Source organism: Flavobacterium sp. CFS9 (assembly GCF_041154745.1).
GTDB lineage: Bacteria > Bacteroidota > Bacteroidia > Flavobacteriales > Flavobacteriaceae > Flavobacterium.
Genome location: NZ_AP031573.1, coordinates 2,915,443 through 2,938,385 on the forward strand (window position 1 = coordinate 2,915,443; position 22,943 = coordinate 2,938,385).

19 protein-coding genes and 1 tRNA gene are annotated in these 22,943 nt (G+C 34.6%); 11 read left to right on the top strand and 9 right to left on the bottom strand.

The window, feature by feature from the left end:
• From ACAM30_RS12600 to ACAM30_RS12610, 3 genes are all read left to right on the top strand, one after another.
• Nucleotides 1–294: a transcriptional regulator gene (locus tag ACAM30_RS12600; protein ID WP_017497826.1), complete on the top strand. Its 294-nt coding sequence runs from the start codon at nt 1–3 to the stop codon at nt 292–294.
• A gap of 150 nt (nt 295–444) precedes the next feature.
• Nucleotides 445–1,272, top strand: a complete 828-nt coding sequence (locus ACAM30_RS12605) for a GDSL-type esterase/lipase family protein (RefSeq protein ID WP_369614982.1) — start codon at nt 445–447, stop codon at nt 1,270–1,272.
• Between the two features lies 1 nt (nt 1,273).
• Nucleotides 1,274–1,747 carry a hypothetical protein gene (locus ACAM30_RS12610; RefSeq protein ID WP_369614983.1) on the top strand — a complete coding sequence of 158 codons (474 nt, stop codon included), beginning with the start codon at nt 1,274–1,276 and terminating at the stop codon, nt 1,745–1,747.
• Between the two features lie 214 nt (nt 1,748–1,961).
• Here ACAM30_RS12610 and ACAM30_RS12615 read toward each other — a convergent pair whose 3' ends face one another.
• The 5 genes from ACAM30_RS12615 to ACAM30_RS12635 form a co-directional block, all read right to left on the bottom strand.
• A complete protein-coding gene (locus tag ACAM30_RS12615) occupies nt 1,962–2,216 on the bottom strand; it encodes a GIY-YIG nuclease family protein (RefSeq protein WP_369614984.1) in 255 nt (84 codons plus the stop codon).
• 120 nt (nt 2,217–2,336) lie between these two features.
• Nucleotides 2,337–2,591, bottom strand: coding sequence for a GIY-YIG nuclease family protein (locus ACAM30_RS12620; RefSeq protein WP_369614984.1), 255 nt, complete (start codon nt 2,589–2,591; stop codon nt 2,337–2,339).
• A gap of 168 nt (nt 2,592–2,759) precedes the next feature.
• Nucleotides 2,760–2,832: transfer RNA gene (locus ACAM30_RS12625), tRNA-Met, on the bottom strand.
• Between the two features lie 127 nt (nt 2,833–2,959).
• Nucleotides 2,960–3,484 (bottom strand): DUF4269 domain-containing protein, encoded by a 525-nt coding sequence (locus ACAM30_RS12630; RefSeq protein ID WP_369614985.1) that lies wholly within the window; start codon nt 3,482–3,484, stop codon nt 2,960–2,962.
• Nucleotides 3,481–5,007: an ArnT family glycosyltransferase gene (locus tag ACAM30_RS12635; protein WP_369614986.1), complete on the bottom strand. Its 1,527-nt coding sequence runs from the start codon at nt 5,005–5,007 to the stop codon at nt 3,481–3,483. Before ACAM30_RS12635 ends, ACAM30_RS12630 begins: the two co-directional genes overlap by 4 nt.
• A 207-nt stretch (nt 5,008–5,214) precedes the next feature.
• Between ACAM30_RS12635 and ACAM30_RS12640 the strand changes: the two genes are divergently transcribed.
• From ACAM30_RS12640 to gwsS, 6 genes are all read left to right on the top strand, one after another.
• Entirely contained in the window at nt 5,215–5,472 is a 258-nt protein-coding gene (locus ACAM30_RS12640) for a hypothetical protein (RefSeq protein ID WP_369614987.1), read from the top strand.
• Nucleotides 5,473–5,581: 109 nt separating this feature from the next.
• Nucleotides 5,582–7,330 carry a hypothetical protein gene (locus ACAM30_RS12645; RefSeq protein ID WP_369614988.1) on the top strand — a complete coding sequence of 583 codons (1,749 nt, stop codon included), beginning with the start codon at nt 5,582–5,584 and terminating at the stop codon, nt 7,328–7,330.
• 142 nt (nt 7,331–7,472) lie between these two features.
• The gene (locus ACAM30_RS12650; RefSeq protein WP_369614989.1) at nt 7,473–7,748 is read left to right on the top strand and encodes a hypothetical protein; all 276 of its coding nucleotides are present in this window, start codon (nt 7,473–7,475) and stop codon (nt 7,746–7,748) included.
• Nucleotides 7,749–7,836: 88 nt separating this feature from the next.
• Complete coding sequence (locus ACAM30_RS12655) at nt 7,837–9,597, top strand: hypothetical protein (RefSeq protein ID WP_369614990.1); 1,761 nt, start codon at nt 7,837–7,839, stop codon at nt 9,595–9,597.
• Between the two features lie 5 nt (nt 9,598–9,602).
• Nucleotides 9,603–10,529: a hypothetical protein gene (locus tag ACAM30_RS12660; protein WP_369614991.1), complete on the top strand. Its 927-nt coding sequence runs from the start codon at nt 9,603–9,605 to the stop codon at nt 10,527–10,529.
• Nucleotides 10,530–10,687: 158 nt separating this feature from the next.
• On the top strand, nt 10,688–11,761 hold the full coding sequence (gene gwsS / locus ACAM30_RS12665; protein WP_369614992.1) for a grasp-with-spasm system SPASM domain peptide maturase: 1,074 nt from the start codon (nt 10,688–10,690) through the stop codon (nt 11,759–11,761).
• Between the two features lie 76 nt (nt 11,762–11,837).
• Here gwsS and ACAM30_RS12670 read toward each other — a convergent pair whose 3' ends face one another.
• Nucleotides 11,838–14,228 carry a TonB-dependent receptor gene (locus tag ACAM30_RS12670; RefSeq protein ID WP_369614993.1) on the bottom strand — a complete coding sequence of 797 codons (2,391 nt, stop codon included), beginning with the start codon at nt 14,226–14,228 and terminating at the stop codon, nt 11,838–11,840.
• Nucleotides 14,229–14,368: 140 nt separating this feature from the next.
• Here ACAM30_RS12670 and ACAM30_RS12675 point away from each other — a divergent pair, with 140 nt between their 5' ends.
• Both ACAM30_RS12675 and ACAM30_RS12680 read left to right on the top strand, forming a co-directional pair.
• Entirely contained in the window at nt 14,369–15,391 is a 1,023-nt protein-coding gene (locus ACAM30_RS12675; protein ID WP_369614994.1) for a sensor histidine kinase, read from the top strand.
• On the top strand, nt 15,388–16,077 hold the full coding sequence (locus ACAM30_RS12680; protein ID WP_369614995.1) for a LytR/AlgR family response regulator transcription factor: 690 nt from the start codon (nt 15,388–15,390) through the stop codon (nt 16,075–16,077). Before ACAM30_RS12675 ends, ACAM30_RS12680 begins: the two co-directional genes overlap by 4 nt.
• Nucleotides 16,078–16,115: 38 nt before the next feature.
• On the opposite strand, the gene ACAM30_RS12685 is transcribed toward ACAM30_RS12680, so the two are convergent.
• From ACAM30_RS12685 to ACAM30_RS12695, 3 genes are read right to left on the bottom strand one after another with little or no spacing between them, the layout of a single operon-like run.
• Entirely contained in the window at nt 16,116–17,420 is a 1,305-nt protein-coding gene (locus ACAM30_RS12685) for an ATP-binding protein (protein WP_369614996.1), read from the bottom strand.
• Nucleotides 17,421–17,473: 53 nt separating this feature from the next.
• A complete protein-coding gene (locus tag ACAM30_RS12690; RefSeq protein ID WP_369614997.1) occupies nt 17,474–18,700 on the bottom strand; it encodes a hypothetical protein in 1,227 nt (408 codons plus the stop codon).
• A 3-nt stretch (nt 18,701–18,703) separates the two neighbouring features.
• Nucleotides 18,704–22,930, bottom strand: a complete 4,227-nt coding sequence (locus ACAM30_RS12695; protein ID WP_369614998.1) for a DUF4157 domain-containing protein — start codon at nt 22,928–22,930, stop codon at nt 18,704–18,706.
• Between the last annotated feature and the right edge of the window lie 13 nt (nt 22,931–22,943).

The following is a 22,943-nucleotide window of genomic DNA, read 5'->3' on the forward strand; positions in this document are numbered from 1 at the left end:
ATGGCGGAGACTTTTGAGGAACTAGATCCTGTTTTGAATGCACCAGTTCGTTTGGCTATTGTTTCTGCACTTGTTAAAATGAAACAAGCTGATTTTGGTTATTTGCAAGAGATAACCAAAACAACACAAGGCAATTTAAGCCATCAGATAAAGAAACTAAATGAAGCAAAATATATTGAAATAGAAAAAACATTTAAAGGAAACTATCCGCAAACAATTTGTAAACTAACAAAAACAGGGAAAATTGCCTTTGAAAGTTATGTAGAAACAATAAAAAAATATCTGCATCTCTAATTTTTTTGCTTTTTTAGTTTGTATTGCAAACTAGAATTATTTACAAACTAAAATTTAGCCATTATGAAAACAATGAACCAAGTATTTCTCACGCTGCTCTTTTTAAATAGCATAGGAAACGTAAACGCACAAGAAAAAACAATTAATAAAATGGAAACAAAAAAAATAGCATATGCAGACAAGATATTGCTTCATATGCACCCGGAAAAGTTTTTGAATTTTTTACCAAATTTAAATGATGAGCAAATTGCACATTTATACGGTATGTCAATAGAAGAGTATTTATTGGCTAAAAAAGTTTATGAGGATCAGGCCCAAAATACAGCATCAGAACTTTTGACAAATTCAGACTTTGCATTTAAAATTGATAAACTCCCTTTCAGGAAAAATCAGACTGTTTTAGTAATTGGTGAAAGTACAGCAGATGCTTTAAACTCCTGGGTTTATATTATGCAATATCTTTTAAATCAAAGGCGGCCACAAGACAATATTCGTATCATTAATGCTGCGATTTCAGGACAAACTACAACAGAAGCACTTCGAAAAATAACGACACAAGTAAAATTAAGTCCCGATTGGGTGATTTGTCATTTGGGCACAAATGATTGTATGCGTTATGGAAACCAAAAAACAACCGTTTCTTTAGCAGAGACGATTGCAAATCTCAATACTATAAAAGAGCTAATTAATAAAAACACAAAAGCAAATATGGTTTGGCTTACACCAGTACCAATTGACGAGAAAAAAGCAGAAAATTTTCAGCCATTCAAAACTCAACAATTGAGTTTAAAAAATTCAGATTTAAATGAGATTAGTAAATATTTGAAAGCCCGGTCAGAATCTGTAATTGATTTAACAGAAGAATTTGGGAATCCTGTAAATCCTGAATTCGTTCAGTATGATGGTATACATCTTACTATTGATGGGCAAAAAGCAATAGTGAAATCTTTAATCAATAAATTATCAAACATAAAATAGTATGAAAACGAAATTGACAAATCCGATTTTAATTGCCTGCATTATCTTTTTAAGTATAAGTGCATCAGCAGGGCTTTACGAACATTTATTTGGTATTCCGGAAATGCTAAAAAATCCGTCAACAATGATAACCAAAAGTAATAACCAATTGGGACAAGCTGTAAAATTTTGGATCCCCGTTCATCTTTTGATCTTACTTACAATCGTGTTATCATTAATTTTTAATTGGAAAATCCCAGCCCGAAAAAAATTAATCCTGTCAGCATTCATCAGCTATATGTATATCACAATAATAAGCATATTCTTTGCGAAAAAATTGGAAATATTTAAAAATATGACAGACAACATTGACTTTCAAAAGCAAACAGATCTTTGGATAACAGTTTCGTGGCACAGACCAATTTTGATGATAATAATTGAAATACTATTGCTGATAGCACTTTCACGTCCTGTATTATACAAACAAGTAGGGTAAGGGAACGAGGTGCAAAGAACTGTTAAATAGGGTTTTGTAAAATTGGGGTACAAGTGCTAAATTTTTCAGAAAAAAGAATATAAACAACAAATTCATCCATGATTACAAAGTGTTATAAACAAAAAAAAACACCACTTGTTGAAGTGGTGTTTTACTTAGTAGCGGGAACAGGACTCGAACCTGTGTCCGCCGCGGCGGATATGAGTCCGATCAGCTATAACTTTTGGATAAGATCTTTGATAAATTCTCTTCCAATTCCGGTTTTTAAATATTTTTCTCTTTTCATTGCTTCAGATTTAGAATTAAAAAATTCTAAATGAATTACTTTCCAAGGTCTGAATTTTAATGTGTACCCTTTTGCCTCAAGGCGATTATGTGATTTAAATCTTTCAATTAGATTAGAAGTAAAGCCGGTATAATTTTTATTGAATTTTTCTGAATAAAGAATGTAAACAACGAACTCTTCCATAATATAAAATTGTTATAAACACACACACACACCAGCTTTTTCAAATGGTGTTTTACTTAGTAGCTCATCGTGGCGAAGACTCGAACCTGTGTCCGCCGCGGCGGATATGAGTCCGATCAGCTATAACTTTTGGATAAGATCTTTGATAAATTCTCTTCCAATTCCGGTTTTTAAATATTTTTCTCTTTTCATTGCTTCAGATTTAGAATTAAAAAATTCTAAATGAATTACTTTCCAAGGTCTGAATTTTAATGTGTACCCTTTTGCCTCAAGGCGATTATGTGATTTAAATCTTTCAATTAGATTAGAAGTAAAGCCGGTATAATTTTTATTGAATTTTTCTGAATAAAGAATGTAAACAACGAACTCTTCCATAATATAAAATTGTTATAAACACACACACACACACCAGCTTTTTCAAATGGTGTTTTACTTAGTAGCGGGAACAGGACTCGAACCTGTGTCCGCCGCGGCGGATATAGGCCCGACAGTTTTCATTTTGAAACAAAAAAACACCACTTGTTGAAGTGGTGTTTTACTTAGTAGCGGGAACAGGACTCGAACCTGTGACCTTCGGGTTATGAGCCCGACGAGCTGCCTACTGCTCTATCCCGCGATGTTTCGGGTGCAAAGATACACACTAAATACGGTTATGCAAGCAAAAAATGGAAATATTTTTAAATACTTTAGTTTTTGATGTAAATTATTGATGTATAGCTTGTTGTGTTTTGTGTAAAAAAGGTTCAAATTTTATATTTCAGTAATTCAGCATACGGATCTCCATTTAGACCTAATAAAAAAGCAAAAGCAGGTTCAGTTTTGTAACCTTTTTGTTTGAGTTTGATAATTTCAGATCGAAAATTTTCGTCTTTCGATTGCAGAATTTCATGCTCGATAACCATGTGGCGATAAGCGTTCTGCTCTTTGGTTGGAAGATTTTGCCCAAAGATTTCAAATTCAAAAGGGTCTATTTTAAAACTCGCAATAATCGATTCTCTGTTATCAATCACCGTTTCCCGAATCGTATAATTGTCTTTGTTTCCGAAAGTAACATGAAGTTTTTTGATAAATTCAGTTTTGTTTTTCCAGTAACAAATGATGTCCAAATCACTACTTTCAATATCGATCGCAATAGGGATAGTGCCTGCAAAAAGAGGTTCAAATTCAACAATATCAGACAAAATATGATGCTGAGTCAGGACTTCATAAGCCTGAATCTGTTTGCCGTTTCCATTTTTTAGATAATCAATAGTGGTAAAATCGATCATTTACTATAATTAGTTTCTTCTTCAATTTCATCTTTGAGTCTTTTGTTGACGTCGATTTTGGCATTGGTGAAAACAAAAATCGTGGCACCATGCTCCCTTGCATATTTGTTGGTGATCTCGCCTGCAATGCGGGAAGATTCAAAGAAAGGACTGGTTTCCTTAAGTTCAGCAGTTCTTTCCCAGGAGTTTTTAACTCTGATGACGTTTTTGTAGGGTACATCAAGCACAAACCAATTGAGATAATCGGCGTTGAAAGAGACTGCTTTGATTCCTTTTTTAGAGTAATAATTTATCGCACCAGCTTGTCCGTAATTATCGCAGAGTACCAGTGTTGTTTCGGGATTTGGAATTAGGGCATAAACAGAATCGGTTTTTCGGGCGAGTTCTTTCCAGCCCAGCATATCGGCAAAATCCTGCGGTAATTCGTGGTCTTTTCCATCTTCCCAACGCAGCATGCCCAGTTTTTGATAAGCTTCCGGATTTTTCACGATGTACTCCGGACTTTTATTAGGGAAGGCTAAATCGTACATGGGAATAAAAAACAACAATGGAAGGATGATGAAAACAGGTTTTAGATAACGTTTCCAGCCTGTTTGGAGTACCTGAGAAAGAAAAACAGCTCCAAAAGCAATATAAACAGGGTACAAACCGATGGCATAATAAGCTTTGGCTTTGAAATACAGAAAGACTGCCAGTGTAAAAATCATCGAAGCAAAAAAGAATCGGTATTTTTCGAATGGTTTGTAGAAAAGCAATGCATACAAAGCGGAAAGAATAACAAAGAGCGAACCGATGAAAAATAACAATTGTTTTTCTAAAAACTCCATTCGATCTACATTAACGAGTTGTGTTTCGGCCAACTCTTTCATGTGATGTACAATTGGGAAATGGTTGTTGTACTGCCATAGAATATTTGGTAGAATCAGAATTAACCCTAAAAGCAATGCCCAATAGAGATTTTTTTCTGTAAATATCTTCCTTTGACCGGATAGGAGAAGAGCAGGCAGTAGACCTATGATTAGAAACAGAATGTTGTATTTGTTCAGAAAGCCAAAAGCAAAGACAACGGTGCCCATGTAAAACCATTTTTTGTTTTCGGTGGTCGTGTATTGCACAAGTACATAATAAAAAGTGGTCCAGCACAAGATGTCCAATGAGTTAGGCTGGTATAAGATATTGATTCGTAACAAGGTTGAAAACGTAATGCAGGTTGCTCCTAAAATCAGGGCGTATAAATTTCCTTTTAAAGCCTCAATCGTTTTCCAAACCATCAAAAGCGTTAAAACTCCAAAAAGCACTGGGAAAAATTTTACCCAGAAAACCGAATTTCCAAGTAAAAGGATGAGGTAAGAAATCCAGGACGTAACCGGAGGAACCGATAAATATCCCCATGCCAAATGATGCGCCTGATCCAGATGCAGGTATTCGTCACGCTGCAAATCATATTCGGGGCTTATTAAAAGGTATTGTAATATAAATTTTAAAGCGATAAACCCGAGTAGAATGGCAGTTTTTTTGGACATGGTGGTTTTTGGTTTTTGAAGTGGTCGTTTTTGATAATGGTTTAAAATTAAAGCTAATATAAGTTTATTTTGGGTTTTGTGGTAAGATTTTTTTAATTGTAATCTTTCTGAAATTGAATAAAAATACCCGATAACAGGTTGAGATTATACTTACAAATTAATTAGCTTGCATTAGTGAATTATTTATAAACTAAAATGCTATTAATTATGGAACTGGAAAGTTTGAAACTAGACAAGTTTAAGGACTGTACTTTGAAAAGAGAACAATTGTTTGTGCTAAATGGTGATGGCGTTAAAAGCCCTGCAGGAACTATTTGTGACTGGCATGGCGGTAAGCTACAAAAATTCGATTATGGTTATGATAGTGAGAGAGGGGGATATCTTACATTTCATAACAGAAGTAATGTACGTCCATGTGATCCGGTTCTTACAAAGACCGGAGAGGATTTTTATGCATTGCCATGATTTTCTTTCGATAAAATGAATTCTGTATCTGAACAAGTCTGAATCTTTTAAGTACAATTCAGGCTCGTTTTGATACGTGCAAAATGGTTTAATTTAGTAAAGTATTATTTTGAGAAAAGCAGTTTTAGTATCCTTAATTATTCTGATAAATATTGTTTTTATCAATGTGACGTTGGGACAAAACCAGATAAAATATAAAACCTATAATCAAGGCAATTTTGAAAAGAATAAAGTGTCTGATGAGATATATAATTTATGGATTGGTAAGAGTAATTGGTTTTCAGCCTTAAAGGATAGTATATCATATTTTGTTGACGACCGAAATTATAAAGGAATTATCAATTATGGAGTAACCTTTCGCAGTAAGAATTATAGGAATTTTAATTTTGTAGAACATTTATCCATGTGTTTTTTAAAGGTGGAGGTGACGAAGTGTGATTATAATCCAAAAGATAATGTATTAAGTATTGAAGGTTTTGTCAGTGGGAATGACGATTGGGGTTGGAATGTGCTCATAAAAGGGAAAAAAGAAAAAAAGTATGTCGATATATTTCTTGGAGAAAAAACAGATACTTTAAGAAACTGTTATTTAGGAAAAATTGTAAACAAAGATAGTATAGAAGTAAAATTGAACAACAAAGAAACGAATGAATTTACAGTTCTGGACAAGTTTCCCGCTTTTTATTTTAAAAAATATTCACATTATCGAACGATTCTCGGAAAAAGACTTCCTTTTAAAATAAGTGGAAAAGTTACATCCAAGACACTGCTCGTTTTTGGTTCAGGTGAAACTTATTCTGAGATTTTTGATCTGGGAGCTATGATTTTTGATCCGAAAAAGAATGACCGGAAAAAAATAGTAAAAAAAGAAGAATTGGATTGCAGACCTTTAATTCATGCTAATGAATTGATAGCCGACATTGAGAGGGAAAAAGTCCAAAAACAGGAAATCAATTATTATACTTATACTAAGAATGCCGAGAGCTATATTCTGGCCAGGCAGTATGGCAGAGCCAAAGAGCAGTACAATTTTCTCGCTCAAAAATATCCCATACTATTTGCAAGAGACATTCATAACGCTATGCGTTGTGCTATACTATCAAGAGATTATAAAAATGCCTTTTGGTGGGGAGAAAAATTAGCATTAAAAGGCATTGAATTGCCGTATTTTAATTCTAAAATTTTTGCCGTTCTGAGGAAAAATCCGGAATGGAAGAGTTTTAGTGTCAAATACGATTCCGTTTCTAAAAATGCGCAGCACAAATGGAACTTAAACCTAAAAAAAGAATTAACAGATTTACTTAATGAGGACCAGGCGGAGTATGGACGAGAGAACCGAAAAAGTGCAAGAATATTGCATGAAACCACTGAAAGGGTTACCGGTAAACTGATCGATTTATTAAAAAAAGAGGGCTACCCCTCCGAAGAAAAGATTGGCAGTCTTGTAGTAAGGGATACTGTTTTAGTTCCTTTTCCTTCTTTTAATGTTTTGATTATGCATGCTTTACAACAAAAGCCGGATAATCTTTCCATCTTAAATGAACTCCTTGATAAAAGCAGTAATGCTCTTGAATATGATGGTAAGAGGCGTGTTAAGAATATGCTTGGCGAGGGGTCTTGCCTTCGTATCTACAAAGGCAATCTTTATAACTCGAAATCATGTGGAGGTAATGAATTGGAAATTAGAAAAATAAGTTTCATGTTTAGTAATCCGAAGGGTTTTATCATGGATTATGGAAATTTTGTAATTGAAGCACACGATTCCAAATATCCAAAGGAAGTAGATGATTATTACGAACAGAAATACAATTTAATCATGAAACTTACGGATGACTGGGAGTTTTATGAGAAATATTAATATGAACGATTGTCTAGTAAGATTTGTTCCATCAGAATTCTTCTAGAATAGAATAATATAATTACCGATAACAGGTTGAGATTATGCTTGCAAAATGGTTGAATTGCATTAATGAATTATTATGAACTAAAATCTATTAATTATGGAACTCGAAAGTTTGAAACTAGACAAGTTTAAAGACAGAGCTTTAAAAAGAGAACAATTGTTTGTATTAAATGGTGGAGGTATTTATTCGGGCGCAGGAAATATTTGCGCTCCTCATGGGCAATCACAAAAGGTAATGAATTTTAATTATGGGTATGATAGTAATAGAAATGGAGTCATCACCTTTCATGATCGAAGTGAAGTTCGAGATATTTGTGATAATGGATTTGTCGCCGCTGGTGAACCTGATATTGTATTTACAGCACTTCCTTAACTAAACATTTTTCAAGTTTGGATTACAATTTAAATTGTAGTCCAGACTTTTTATTTTACGAACTTTTTATAAAAAACAAATTATCATTTTGACTAAAATATTTTCAAAAGCTCTATTCATTTTTATAAATATTTTTTTCCTCAATTCATCTTTGGGGCAAAATCAGTCTAAGGTTATAATTTATAAAGAAAATGATTTTGAAAAAAATAAAGTATTTAATGAGGTGTATAGTTTTTGGGGTAGGGAAGATAGGCAAAATTGGTTTTCAAGTACTGGGAATAGCTTAAAAGAGGCTTACTTCGTAGATACTAGAAATTATAAAGGAATTTCTAATTATGGAGTAACATTCCGCAGTAGAACATTTAAAAATTTTCATTTTATTGAAAGCTTATCAATGTGCTTTTTAAAAGTGGAGATAAGTAAATGTACTTTTACGTCAAAAGATAGTATTATAGATATTGAAGGTTTTATTAGCGGTAATTGGGATTGGGGAAATAATCAGTTTATTAAGCGCAAAATAGAAAAAAGCACGATTGACGTATTTCTTGGTGAAAAAACAGATACTATACGAATCTGTTATTTAGGAAAAACAGTTAATAGAGACTCTGTTGAAGTTAAATTAAATAACAGAGAAACTAATGTGTTTACGGTTTTGGATACTTTTCCAGCGTTTTATTTCAAGAGATATTCACATTATAAAACAATTCCTGACAAAAAAAGATTCTCTTTCAAGATACGTGGAAAAGTTAACAAACATACTTTATTGGCATTTGGTTCACATACATCGTATTCAGAAATTTTTGATTTGGGGTCAATGATTTATAGCCCTGAGAAGAACTTAAAGAAAAAAATAATTCGAAGGGAAAATTATGATTGCATCCCTATAATTACTTCAAATAAATTAGTAGCAGATATTAAAAAAGAAGGAGAGAAACAGGAAATTACATATTATACGTATACAAAGAACGCTGAAAATTATGTTTTGAGTCGTCAGTTCGGAAAGGCTAAAGAACAGTACAATTTGTTGGGACAAAATTATCCCGTTTTATTTTCGAGGGATATTCATAATGCTATTCGCTGTGCTGTTTTATCAAGAGATTTAAAAAGAGCTTTTTGGTGGAGTGAAAAATTGGCTCATAAAGGTATTGACCTTCCATATTTTAATGCCAAAATTTTTGAAGGGATGCGTAAAAATCACGAATGGAAAAGTTTTAGTTCTAAATATGATTCAATTTGTAAAGCAACAAAAGACACTTGGAATCTACAGTTAAAAAAGGAATTAAATGATTTACTTGAGGAAGATCAAGCCGATTATGGATTGGAAAATCGAAAGAACTCAAAAGTACTCTATGAAACCACCGAACGAGTTACTGGTAAACTGATCGATTTATTAAAAAGGGAAGGCTTTCCATCCGAAGAAAGAATTGGTAGCCTTGTAATTAGAGATACTGTTTTGATATCTTTTCCTGATTTTAATGTTTTAATTCTTCATGCAATACAACAAGTACCCAAAAATCTTGCGGTTCTGAATGAGCTTCTAGATAAAAATGCTGAAAGATTGCTATATGACCAAAAAAGAAGTTTTAATAATACTTTAGGATATGATTCTTGTTTTCGTATTTACAAGGGGAATTTATATAACTCAAAGTTATGTATTGGAAAAAATGATTTAGAAGTTAGGAAAATAAGTTTCAAATTTAACAATCCAAACAATTTTATAATGGACTATGGCAATTATGTAATTGAAGCACATGATTCCAAAGATCAAAAGTTGGTTGATGAGGATTATAAAAAAAATTACAATTTAATCATGAAACTTACGGATGACTGGGAGTTCTACGAGAAATAAAAAATATGATTTTGATATACAGTAAAGATGTAGATGATTTTGTAAACAATGTGATAGACTGTTTGGATCAGGATTTTGTAAGAATAGGAGAATCTGATAAAGTTGTGATTGAAAGCATGAATTTTAGTAATGAAAAAAGTTCTTACATTTTAAAAACGCCTTATTTAGAAAATATAGAATTAGAAGAAGTTCAAAGTATCTGGTTTAATGGTGGGGGCATCAATTCTGGGGAGAGCGACTACGAAAATAAATGTTATGAAGTTTTCAATGATGCCTTTTTGTTACAAAAGCCAGTGAAAAAAATTGGAAAAAGAATAGCTGATTTTGAAACCAATCGCCTTGATATGATGCTCGAAGCAAAAGCACAAGGGCTCAAAATTCCGCATACTTTAATTAGCGGAAGCAAAGAAAAACTAAAAGATTTTTATGCTGCATTTGATACTAAAAATGGTATAATTTCAAAAAGAATCCTGGATATACTTTATTATCAGGACGAAGAGTTTTTGTATAATTTTAATGTAACTTTTCAAATAACAGCTGAAATTCTGGACAAAACGCCTGATGAATTTACGATCTCATTTTTTCAGGAAAGGATTATAGCCGATTTTGAAATTAGAGTTATTTACATAGAAGGTAACTTTTATTCTACCGCGATTTACAATTTTGACCATGCCATAGACATCAGAACTAAATTTGTAGAAATGGATAATATTAGAATGGTTCCATTTAAATTGCCTGCCGACATTGAAGAAAAACTTGCAAAGGTTTTTGAAAAATTCAATCTAAATTATGGTTCGGCCGATCTGATGTATGGTAAAGATGAATACTACTTTCTTGAGATAAACCCAACAGGACAGATAAGTTTTATCAATAATGCCTGTAACTATTACTTAGAGAGCAAACTAGCAGATATTTTGAAGAATGAAAAATAAAAAGCCTATCAATATTTTTAACGGTTTAAAATCGAAAGTGGAGAGAGAAACTCAACCACAAACGGGGCTTAAAAATAATCTGATTACTATTCAGGCTTACCAAAACTCCAAGAATATTTCTAAACCTTTCGTCAAACCCATCTCTAAAATAATCTAATTTGAAACCCACTAATTTTGTTCTTTTTGCAGATTGTATTCCTGTCAAAGGAAGCAGCAGAAGTATTATTTGTGACACTAAGAATAACAATTTTTATTTTATTCCAAATGGTTTATATGATATTTTGGAAGCCTATAATGGTAGAACGATTGAAAAAATAAAAAACGATTTTAAACATCAATATGATGAAATAATTGACGACTATTTTGATTTTTTGATTGCTAACAAACTTATCTTTTTTAGCTCAAATCCGGACTTATTTCCTAAAATGAGTACCCATTGGGATTCTCCTTCTCTTATAACCAATATCATTATAGATTATGATGACATTATTCATGACTTTAATACTCTGGTTCCTCAATTTGAAACCTTAAAATGTTCTTATATTCAGCTACGATTTTATAAACATGTGAGTCTTGCCTGTATAAAAGGTATTGTTGAAACCGTAAGGAAGGAAAAATCCCGAATTGTTTCAATTGACTTTATAGTGCCCTATTGTGAAAGTTTTGATTTCGATGAAGTAAATAAAATGCTTTTAGAAAATAGAAGAATACATTCGATTATCATTTTTAATTCGCCATATGATAAAAGTTACAATTCCCTGAATCGAAAAATGGGTTATTTAACGCTGGTAAAAAGAAATGTAATGAATGAAAAACATTGCGGAATAATAAATAACGAATATTTCTATTCAAACATTAAACTTTTTAGCGAATCACAGCACTATAACACTTGCTTAAACAAAAAACTCTCTATCGATAAAGAGGGTAACATAAAAAATTGTCCTTCAATGTCATTAAGTTTTGGTAATATAAAAGACACAATGTTAAAGAAAGCATTACATCACAAAAACTTTAAAAAATACTGGAATATTACCAAAGACCAAATAGCGGTTTGCAAAGATTGTGAGTTTAGACATATTTGTACAGATTGTCGTGCCTATATCGAAGAGCCTGATAATATGTACTCAAAACCGTTAAAGTGTGGTTATGATCCTTACAGTAATAAATGGTCGGAGTGGAGTACTAATCCTTTAAAACAAAAAGGTATTGATTTTTATGGTATGAAAGTATGATTCGATAATCGAAATTTAAACTAACAAAAAAAGCCTCAGATTTCTCTGAAGCTTTGTATTCCATTAAAAAGATCGATTAGTTTGCTCTGTTTCTTTCTTCTTCATTACCAAAATCACGTTGTTTTGACTTGATATTTTGGTTCCCGAATTTATAGCTCAATGAAATTCTGAAACCTCTCGTGTCTGAATAGCTTTTTACATTGGTTTTAATATGGTTGGAATCATAAGAAATTAATGGTTTTTGTGCGTTCAGTAAATCCTCGCCAATGATGGTAACCGAAAGATTTTTATTGAACGTTAACAGCTTAACCGAAATGTCAAGAATATTCAAAGTCGAGATATTAAAAATTTGATAACGGCCAGGCAGCTGTAAACCATAATTTAAACCAAGAAATAAGGTTTTGTTGCTGTTGATGGTAAAATCATTATTGCTGTAAAGGTATCCGTTATATCCATCGATTGACTGAATAAAGTCTGTTTTTGATTTTACATTTTGATAGTTTAAATTGAATCCGGTAAAGCTGTTCCACCACGACCATTTATTGAAATTATAAGAAGTCGAAAGTCCAATTTGGTAAGTATTTGCATAGTTTAAAGGTGTGTTTCTGGTGATGTTGGTACCAGGATCAATAATCGATAATTCTTGTCCAAAATCGGAAACCTGAGAGAAGTAAACAGAATTTACCCATTTCTGATTTCGGATAAACGAAAATTCAAAATTATCAATTAATGAAGGCTTTAAATACGGATTCCCTTCGGAATAAAAATAAGGATTTGTTTTAATGACAAAAGGATTCAGATAGTCAAAATCGGGTCTGCGGATTCTTCTGCTGTAGTTTAGCGAAAAAGAATTGTTTTCGTTTGGAACATAAGTCAGATAAGCCGTTGGGAATAATTTGATGTAATTGTTAGTGTTGGTTTGATTCAGATTTTCAGAATACCCTTTGGTTTGTGTTGCCTCGATTCGTAAACCAATTTGAGTCTCCCATTTTGAATTTATTTTTTTGCTTCCGGAGAAATACAAAGCCTGATTGTACTCTTTATAATTAAAAACATTGGACTGATTGGTGTTGAGAACCGGAGCTCCTGTTTCGTTATCGTACACGATCAGATTGTTGTTGGTATTGGTATGGAAAGTTTTCGCTCCAAAACTAAGATTTGCCCAGTCGTATGGTAAAGAAACGTCAATATTGGCCGAGTAATTTTTGATGGCATTGACATTTGAATTTGTCGAAGAAAAGAAACCTCCGGGAATAGTGCTTTGATTACTGTCCAGTTCATTTCCAGAAAAGAAACGATAATCTTTTTTATTGTAATCGAAATAATCCAAGTCCATCGAAATGTTTTTTCCTAAACTGTCTAATGCAACCGAATTATGAAAGTTAACGGCATTCATTTTTGGATTATTTTTAGCATTGGCATTCGAAGTAATATAAGAATCCGCCATTCCGTTGGTATTATCATAAATAGTGGTAAAAGGATTGTTTGCATTTACTTTATCTGTAAAACTGCCAAGGTATTTAAGTCCGGTGCTCCATTTTTCGGTTACTTTATAATCAAGACCAAGACCTAAGCTTAAAACATCTGCTGTCGATTTGTTTTGAACTTCCTGTTTCCAGGTTTGGTCCTTGTAAAAAATAGTACTTTCAGAAGTCGTCAGTAATTTTTGTTTTCCTTTGCTTACCGAAGCCTGAGCAGAAAGTCTATCATGATTGTACGTAAACAATCCGTTCACATTGCCGCCTGCGTATGTTTTTTGAGTGTATGAAGTCCCAACATTAGCATTCCACGAGTTTGCTTTTGCCGTTTTCAGTTTAATATTAATAAGACCGCTGTTGCCTTCCGCATCATATTTTGCCGGAGGTGTGGTAATCACTTCAATGCTTTTAATATTGTCAGACGGAATTGATTTCAGGAATGCTGCCAGATCTTCCTGAGGCATTCTTTGCAAGCGATCGTCAATCATCACTAAAATTTCACCTTTACCTACAATCGAAACAACCTCATTTTGAACCCTTACAGTTGGTGTCGCTTTTAAAGCATCTAAAGCCGTTCCTCCAGTTGCCGTTACAGAGTTTTCGACATTAAAAACAAGTCGGTCCACTTTTTGTTCGATCAGTTTTTTTCTTGATTGCAGCGTAACTCCCTCCAATTGTACCGATTCCTTAATTTCAATGATACCCAGATCTATATTGTGATCAATTGTAATTTCGCGGTTCATATATTCGGTACCAAATTGTTCCAGTACCAAACGGTAATTCCCTTTTGGAACTTTCACAACAAAACTTCCTAAACTGTCGGTTGAAGCCTGAGCGGCTAAAGCCTTTTGAGGGTTGAACAAACTGCCGATGATGAATTCAACAGCTGATTTATTTTGGTTGATCACTTTTCCCTTAAGTTCATATTGTTGAGCAAAAGAAAAGGTTTGAAATAAAAAGACAAGTACTAAAAGGCTACTATTTTTCATGGTTTTTAAATTAATTACCCTGCAAAACTGCGCCGAAAAAAGACCCTAAACTACTTTTATCGACAAACCCCCGTCATTAATCTACAAACCCTGTTTTGGACTTTTTGATGAATGCATATCTTTGAAAAAAAAACAAAAAGATGTATAAAGGAACCTTATCCAAAAAAGTAGAAGTATTCATTCATCTCATATATTGGCTTTTGATGGGGTATTTCACCTTTGTCAAAAATCTAATCCAGGCCAAAAACTACACTCCGGATCTGTTCCTGTCTACGTATATGATTGTGTTTGTACTAACCTTCTATTTTCATTATTTTGTGGTGATGAAACTGGTTTTTAAATCCTTTCAATGGAAGAGATTTTTTGCAGGAGTATTGGTTTCATACTTGTTTTTTACAGCCTTGCGATGGCTGTTGGAGCAGGAGATAAGTGACGTTTTATTTCATAGAATTAATTATATCAATCCAACCTTCTTTAATTATATGGAAGACAATCTGCACTATAGCAGTATGTCAGTCATTTTAAGTTCACTGCTTTGGTTTGTGATTTATTTTATTCGTTTGCTGGAGTACAACCAGGTTATTCTGGAAGAAAGTAAAAACACCGAGATTAAATTTCTGAAAGCGCAAATCAATCCGCATTTTATTTTTAATACCCTGAATAATATCTATTCGATGGTGTATTTTCAATCTGATAAATCATTGATGGCAATCGAAAAATTAAGCCAGATCATGCGTTTTACCACCTATGAATCTCAAAAAGAAAAGATAAAACTGGCAGATGAAATCGATTATATAAAAGCTTATATTGAGCTTGAGCAATTAAGACATCAGGAAAACGCTTTTATTGATTTCAGAATTGAAACTCAAAATATTTCTGAAGAAATTCCGCCTTATATTCTGTCGCCTTTAATTGAAAATGCTTTAAAACATGGTGTAACCTCCAATGAAAAACCAATTGTAATTGAGTTACGCTTAAAAGATAAGAAGCTTAATTTTAAAGTAGTCAATGATATTGCGGTGCAAAAGAAAGACAAGTTGGGGGGTATTGGATTAAGTAATTTGAAAATGAGACTGGAAATTCATTATCCGCAGAAACATCAGATAAAAGTAGTCAATCAAAACAACCAGTTTACAGCTGAACTTGAAATAGAATTAAAATGAAAAAAATAAATTGTATCATATTAGACGACGAACCGTTTGCAGTAAAACTAATGGCTGATTATGCTTCTAAAGTACCGAGATTAAATGTTTTATATGCCGATTCAGATGTTTTTAAAGCCATTGAAATCTTAAACAATGAAGTGGTTGATTTGGTGTTTATCGACATTCAGATGCCACAATTAACTGGGATTGAGTTGATGCAAATGTTCAATCAGAAGCACAATTTTATCATCACATCTGCCTATCCGGATTATGCTTTGGATGTTTTTCAGTTTCACGTTATAGATTATTTACTCAAGCCAATTGTTTTTAATCGTTTTTATCAGAGTGTTGAGAAATTTATCCGTTGGCAGGAAACCATGCAAAACCAGCAAACCGATGATTTTCTGTTTGTAAAAGCCGACAGAAAGCATCATAAAATAGCTACCGAAAATATTCTTTACATTGAAGGACTCAAAGACTACATCAGGATTCACACCAAAGGCGAAAAAATTATGGTTTTGGAAAACATGAAAGATATACTCGAAAAACTTCCCCTAAATCAATTTGTTCGTATACATCGTTCGTATATCATTCCAAAAAGAAAAATAAAAGTGATTGAGGGAAACCAAATACAGTTAACCAGCGGGGAACAGCTTCCTATTGGGGAAACTTACCGGAAACTGGTGAGTGACTGGCTTAATTAATAGATTAATAATTTATTTCGTAAAGAGAGAAGGTTAGATTACATCATTTTCCCTTCTTTGACATATTCTTTTTTAATGCCTTGAAGAAGATGGTGAAGATTAATGTTTTCGTTTTGATCTTCTAATGTTCGGAGACAGGCATATTGAATAATGTTGACAATATTAGCACCAGTAATCTCGTATTTTTTTGAAATTTCGTTGAGGTTAACATCTTCAGCAATTTTGATTCCTTTGGGCAGATTGTTCTCCCAAAGCTGTAAACGTTCACGGGAAGAAGGTACTTCGAATTCGATGATAGATTGAAATCTTCGGGTAAAGGCTGTGTCAATATTGGTTTTAAAATTAGAAGCCAGAATAACTAAACCGGGATGATTCTCGATACGCTGCAACAGGTATGAAACTTCCTGATTGGCGTATTTATCATGAGCATCTCTTACATTGGTTCTTTTTCCGAAAACGGCATCGGCTTCGTCAAAAAAGAGAATCCAGTCTTTATCGGCTGCTTTGTCAAAAAGAGAGGACAGATTTTTTTCGGTTTCGCCAATGTATTTCGAAATAACCATAGACAAGTCAATTCTATAAACATCTCTCTGTGTATATTTTCCAAGAAGTGAAGCTGTAAGGGTTTTTCCTGTTCCGGGTGCACCATAAAACATTACTCTGAAGCCTGGTTTAATAGTGGCTTTCATGTTCCATTCGTGTAGCAGAATCTCATTAAATTTAAGCCAGGTTTCAATTTCTTTAATTTGATTTAAAGTGGAAGAATTGAGTACCAGATCGTCCCAGTCTAGCGCGGTTTCAATGAGCTGAGCAGGAAAAATGCTGCTAAGCTGAGGTTTAAGGATTTTTCCGGTGATGAATTTCTCGATGTATTCGTCTTCAAGAATCAGTAAACCGCTTAGTTTAGGTTCGCCATTTGGAACAGATTCTATTTTAATGATTCTTTTTTGATAAAGAAAGGACTGATTGTGCAGGTAGTTATAGAAAGAAATTCGGGCGTCAAGATCATTTCCGGCTATTAGAAACTGAGCCGTCTCGCCTGTTGGTAAAATACCGCGGTGGTTTTTTGACTTTACACCTCCAAATTCGGGTAATTCTCCTCCGTTGGGTAAATATTCTGCAATAATCGAACTTAAAAAATCAGGTTTGATATGGTGAACAAGAGCTAATCCCAATAAGAGTGTATCCGTTTGGGTGAGGTTATTTTCAAGGATAAATTCGTTGATAAACCCGTTGGAATCCAGTTGAATTAAAACAGGTTTTGCAGTTGGGTTTTCGGCTTGAAAAAGGGTATCAAGCTGAAATTGAAATTGGGTTTTAAGAAACTGAAGTATAAGTTCCATGGTCTTTTTGTTTTGACTATTGTTATTGAATTTATAAGCAGGACTTTATTTTTTTAATTTTTAAGAAAATCGATTAGATTAAGAGCAGGAAAACAGTGTTCGATTCCTTTTAAAATATCTTTATACAAGGGATTTTTTTCAGTGTATTCATCAATAAATAAGTTTTGCCATCCGCTAATCCCTCCACAACTGTATAGTTTTTCTATGAATGCCTCGAAAGAAAGGTTTATTTTTTGAGGTTCAAAAGAAGAAGAAATAATATAAAGACTAATTTTTTCATTTTCAACAGAGAAAACAGTATCTCCGGTCTCTTCAATTATTAAAGGATAAAACTTACTCAGTTTTTTTTCAAAACTTTTATCCGCATTAATGAACTTAAAGTAGTTATTCTCCCAAATTCTTTCCTGAGCATGAAGAACTCCTCCAAAAATGGTTTCAATTGGCAGCATTTGAAAATTGGCGAAGCAGGTTTCAGATTGCCAGCTAATTTCGAGGCCGTTTCTTCGATAATGATATAAAACAAAATTGGAGTTTAGTTTGTCTTTTATTGCGATTTCGGCTCTTCTAATTTCAATGTTGGAGCATCCAAGGTTTTCTTTATGTATTGTAATTTTGTGATTTTCAGGTATTTTAAATTTAGCACCTCCAATAGAAGGGAATGATTTTGTTTTGGTGTCTGAATCACTAAAGAACGACTCAAGTATCTCAGGTTTCAACTTTGTGTTGACTAAGTAGTAAAAGAAATCATTATTGTATTTGGTGAAGTGATTGAAAACCTCCTTTGAGATATAATTCTGCCAGTGGTAAAGTCCACCTGTCTTAATTCCTAAATTCAGGTAAGATTCTAAAGTACAATTTAAGGTAACTTCGTTAAAATCGGGGCTCATTCTTATGATTTCGTAGTTTTCCTTTATTGGCTTTATGAAAGTTACAAATTTGTTAATGATGTCGACATCAAAAGGGATGTATCCTTTTTGTATGAAGGTTGAATATTCTTTTAGGTCTGTCTTCTCTACTTTTGTCAAATAATCGGACAATGTTTCTAATTTGGGAATATTAAGTTTACCAAAACACAAAATATCAACATCAGAAAACCATGATATAAAAAGCCCATTTGTAGTTTTATAAAATGATAATAAAGAGTCGTTTAGATTTACTTCAGCAGCCAGTTTTTTTAATTTACTGTCGGCCAGAGGAGGACTTAGTTTTACAGTATGAGAGTGATCCTTCTTTAGCATTAAGTCAGAAAGTTCTTTTATTTCAAGAAGTATATTTTCCATGGTTTAGAATTTTAATACATTAGCATTGACCATAATTGGGATGATGTTTTTTACTTCATTTAATCTGGTTATGGTTTCTGGTGTTCTGCGACCTGACGGAGTTGATGGAGCACTTACTTCAGCTGTTATAGCATTTCTAAAATCAGTAACATTACTGTATGTTCTGCTTCTTATTATATCCATTACGGTATCCGTTAGAATACTTTCAAATGATGAGCTAAGTTGTGAGTCAACTCTATATTTATCTCTTGGTTGGAGAGAGTTGTAGGCCCGTACAATTTCACTTCTGGTACCCACTCCGATTACAGGAGGGTTAACTGAATTCCAATCGGGCAAATCAATATCCAAACCGGCATCCACAAATTTATTTCCTAATTCCCAGCTTCTATTGACGTAATTGTACTCCCAGGCTTCAAATTTTATATGCTGAGCGTAATTATCTCTTGTGACTCTGTTAGCAGGATCTTTAACGTCTAAAGGTCCGCCTAAGGGAGCACTAACATTAGCCGGAAATAGTCCGCTGTAATAACTGTCTACTTCAGCAACAATTTTTACTACACCTTGTTTTGTCGGATCATTGGGGCGACTTCCTATTAAGTTTTTTACAGGGTCATCAAATCTATTATCGTAAGAAGAATTGTTTGATGTTGTTCCCGGAGTTAGATTTTCAGGAATTCCAAATCCTCCAAAACCCTGATTGATAAGATGGAGTCTTTTCCAATGACCGGCACCTCTCGTGAGACCTCCGGTTTGAATGGCTTCCCAGCCTTGTACAAATGAACCTCCGGGCTCTGTACCACCCGATCTGTTTGCGGATAGTAAAGTTACCTCTGCCTTATGTGCTTTGTTGCCTTGTGGCTGGTAATTATATACCGGATTTGCAGGTAAATATCTTCTAAGATTACCTCTGATATGACTCATCATCTCACTGAGTTCTCTCATTTTTGAGTTGAGGTTAGGAATGACGCCACTAGTATTTGCAGCATTATTTGCCATAGTTCTTATTTCTGTGGCCAGTCTTATAGCATCTCTTACGGTACTATCGTTTTGATCGACTTCATCAGAATGTAAATATTCAAAGATATCTTTAGGATCACTATGAACCATTAGCTGAATCGCATTATGATTGTCTCTAAATCGCAAAGTGTGTCTGTCTCCGTCCGTCTCATCAAAAGGTCTTTCTATTTGTAGTATCTCACCTTTTACTGCATTAGTTTCTCCATTCACTTCTCCATTTTCTTCTTCACCAGCCCCTCTTATTCCTTTTACTAAAATTGGGGTATTGTGATTGTTGATATTTGGCATTTCTGCATCAATATTCCAATTTTCGCCGTTTCTTCTTGCTGTTAAATGAGTGAAATGATGTCTGGTTCTGATTGGGTTTAATTCGGCTGTAATTTGAGCTTGTGTTAAAGGGTGGTTTTCTGATGTAGTAGCCAAGGCTCGTAATGCTTGTAATCCATCACCCCAATGTGCCAGAACTTCGGGTGTTGGTGGATTAGGCGGAGCATCTGCCCCTGGCGGCGTTCCGGTTGTTCCGGCATTAGGGTTTCCTGTTGAGTCTGTGACCTGAGGAGTCGCACTTCCTTCTCCTCCGGCTGCTCCTTCCTGGAATTCTGCCGGGTGCTCTGTATCTGTGGATTGAGCAGGAGGGACGTGGTCATTCATTAAATCGGTCATGAATTTATCTGAGTTAAAATCAACGGGTGCGAATTCAACTTCAGGTAATTCGTCAGAACCTAAAACGTAATCTACATCAGCGCCAATACCAAACTCTCCCGGCAAAGGATATTCTAATTCACCTAAAGGCCAGGTCCATTTATCATCTGGCGCGGGAGACCACCACGGACTGTCTAGTTCGACAAAAAGATCACCGCCTAATGCTAAGAAAGGCTGTGCCGCCATTTCGGCATGTCCATGTATGTAAAACTCTCCTTGTCTTCCGGCTTCAGGAGATGCCGTTTCTCTGTAACCTATCGTTGGTGTGGCATCAACATATCCTCTAATTCCGGCTAATGCATTAACGCCAACACCTACTTTTATATCATGTCCCAGTAATTCAACCCCTAGTCCTCCTTCTGCTCGTAGTCGCAGTCCAGCAAACATGGACATGTTGAAAGAGGCGGAAAGACTGAAATCATTAAATACCGCAGGATCCGTAGAATAGGTTCCCACAGCTCTGATGTTATAAATTTTAGCCGGACCAATTTTAGCCAAAGCTTCTAAACCAATATTAGCAAACAAGAAAACATTACCGACTAACGGAACTCCATACATGGTACGGACTTCAACCGTAAAGATTTCTCTAATATAATCTCGTTGGGCAAATAATTCTACTTCGGCAGGTGGCGTTATTTCTCCATGAATAGTAACATGACCTTCATTATCAATAATAACCATCGCTCTGCCTGTCATCCATTCGGTAAAGCTAAAATCAACTTCACCCCAGCCTGCCATAGCTCTGGGGCCAGGTGTTGGTCCACTGTTTGCTTCAGGAATTCCATTTGTTTCTCTCGCACTTTCATCAATTTGAGCAGGATCGAGCTGGCTTAAAGCAGCATTTCTGGCTGTTGCCGCATCAGTCACTAACAAAGTGACCTGACCACTTATTTTTTCGGTTTGATAGCCTACAGTACCTCTAATGTCAAAGGTTCCATTTAAAAAAGCAGCGTGGATGCTACCGTTAAAATTGGCCATATTTACAGCCAAATCAATTTCACCGGTTATATTTCCTTCGGCATTACGTTCAATTGTAATTTGAGTTGGATCCAGGTTTGGAACTTCAATACTTCCACTGGCTCTAAATGTGATAGCTTCGCCCTGAATTCCAAAGTCAAGAGTTGCATTCACAAACCCTCCCAGTTGAACAGGAATTCCATTTGCGGTTAACGTCAGATTTCCGCCTTCAATGCTGTTTTGCACGTTTGGAACACTTGTTACATCAATTCCAATCCAACCAAAAGCTTCGCTATTGTCTTTAATGGCATTAATCAGTCCGGCCGGGTTTCCAACTAACCGATCTCCTGTTTTTACGGTAATATAACCATTTATGTTATTATTATCTATTTGAATGGCTAAAACCGGGGTAATATTTATACTTGTAAGCGGACTTAAATAGCTAATATTAAGATTTATGCTTTGTCTATTGTCTTTTGTATTGTAGGTGCCGTCTGTATTTTTTTTCATTTTGATTGTGCCTGACGCCCATTGACCAAAGGTCACATCGACCTCAGCGCCTCTGCTTCCCGCCGCTTCAATCTGAGTGGCAATTGCTTCTGGTGGCGTAAATGTTGGGGTCTGCAAAGAAATACGTTCACTACTGGCTGATGCTGTAGCAACCGGAGTTGTGGCAGTTGGCGTTTTCTGAATCATTTTAGGCTGGACGGTACTGGCACCTTGCTGTAAGGTGTGTGTCAACTCGTGTGCTAAAAGATGCTTTCCGGCGGTTGAATTGGTATTGTATTTACCTTCGTTAAAGTAAATGTTATTTCCGCTTGCAAATGCCTGGGATCCTAATTCTTTGTTCATTTGAACGGCATTTGAATCGTTGTGGACTTTTACCTTGCCAAAATCAGCCCCGAAACCGGATTCCATCTCTGTTCTGATGTTTTCAGAAAGTGGTGAGCCGCCGCCTTTACTACGGCTTAAATTGTCTTCCAAATTCGAATCATCAGAAGGATTAGCATCGGCACTGGCACTCATCTGAAGTTCTTTTTCGTCTTCTTTGGATTGGATTTCCTCTTCTTCTTCTTCTTTAGTTTGAACTTCTTCTTCGGCTTTTTTAGCCTGAACAACCGGTTTTGGGGTCAGTACATTTTCAGTAGTTTTGGCAGTTTCTTTTTTTTGTATTTCAGTTTTAGTCGGAATAGCTTCTTCTGTAGTTGCTTTTTCCTGTACGACAGTTTCTTTTTCTTCTGTTTCAGGTTTTAGCTGAACAACAGGAGAGATGTTTTCAGCTATTGATTTTTGGGGAGCGGCTTCCTCCTTTTTTTGTACCTCCTCTAATTTATTTTGAACTATGGGTGATGGGCTGAAAAACGGTTCAGGATTATTTTTAGGAGCCTTAGCGACTATCTGATCTGCAGCTTTGTCGGCTTCTGCTTCATATTTATCATTTGATTTGCCGATGCTGAGTTTTGCCTGTACACCAAAAAAAGCATCATTACCCTTCTCATTTGCTGAAGCAGCATGATTCTGGGAATGAGCAGATTTTTTAGTAAAAGCAGTCATAATTAGTTCAAAT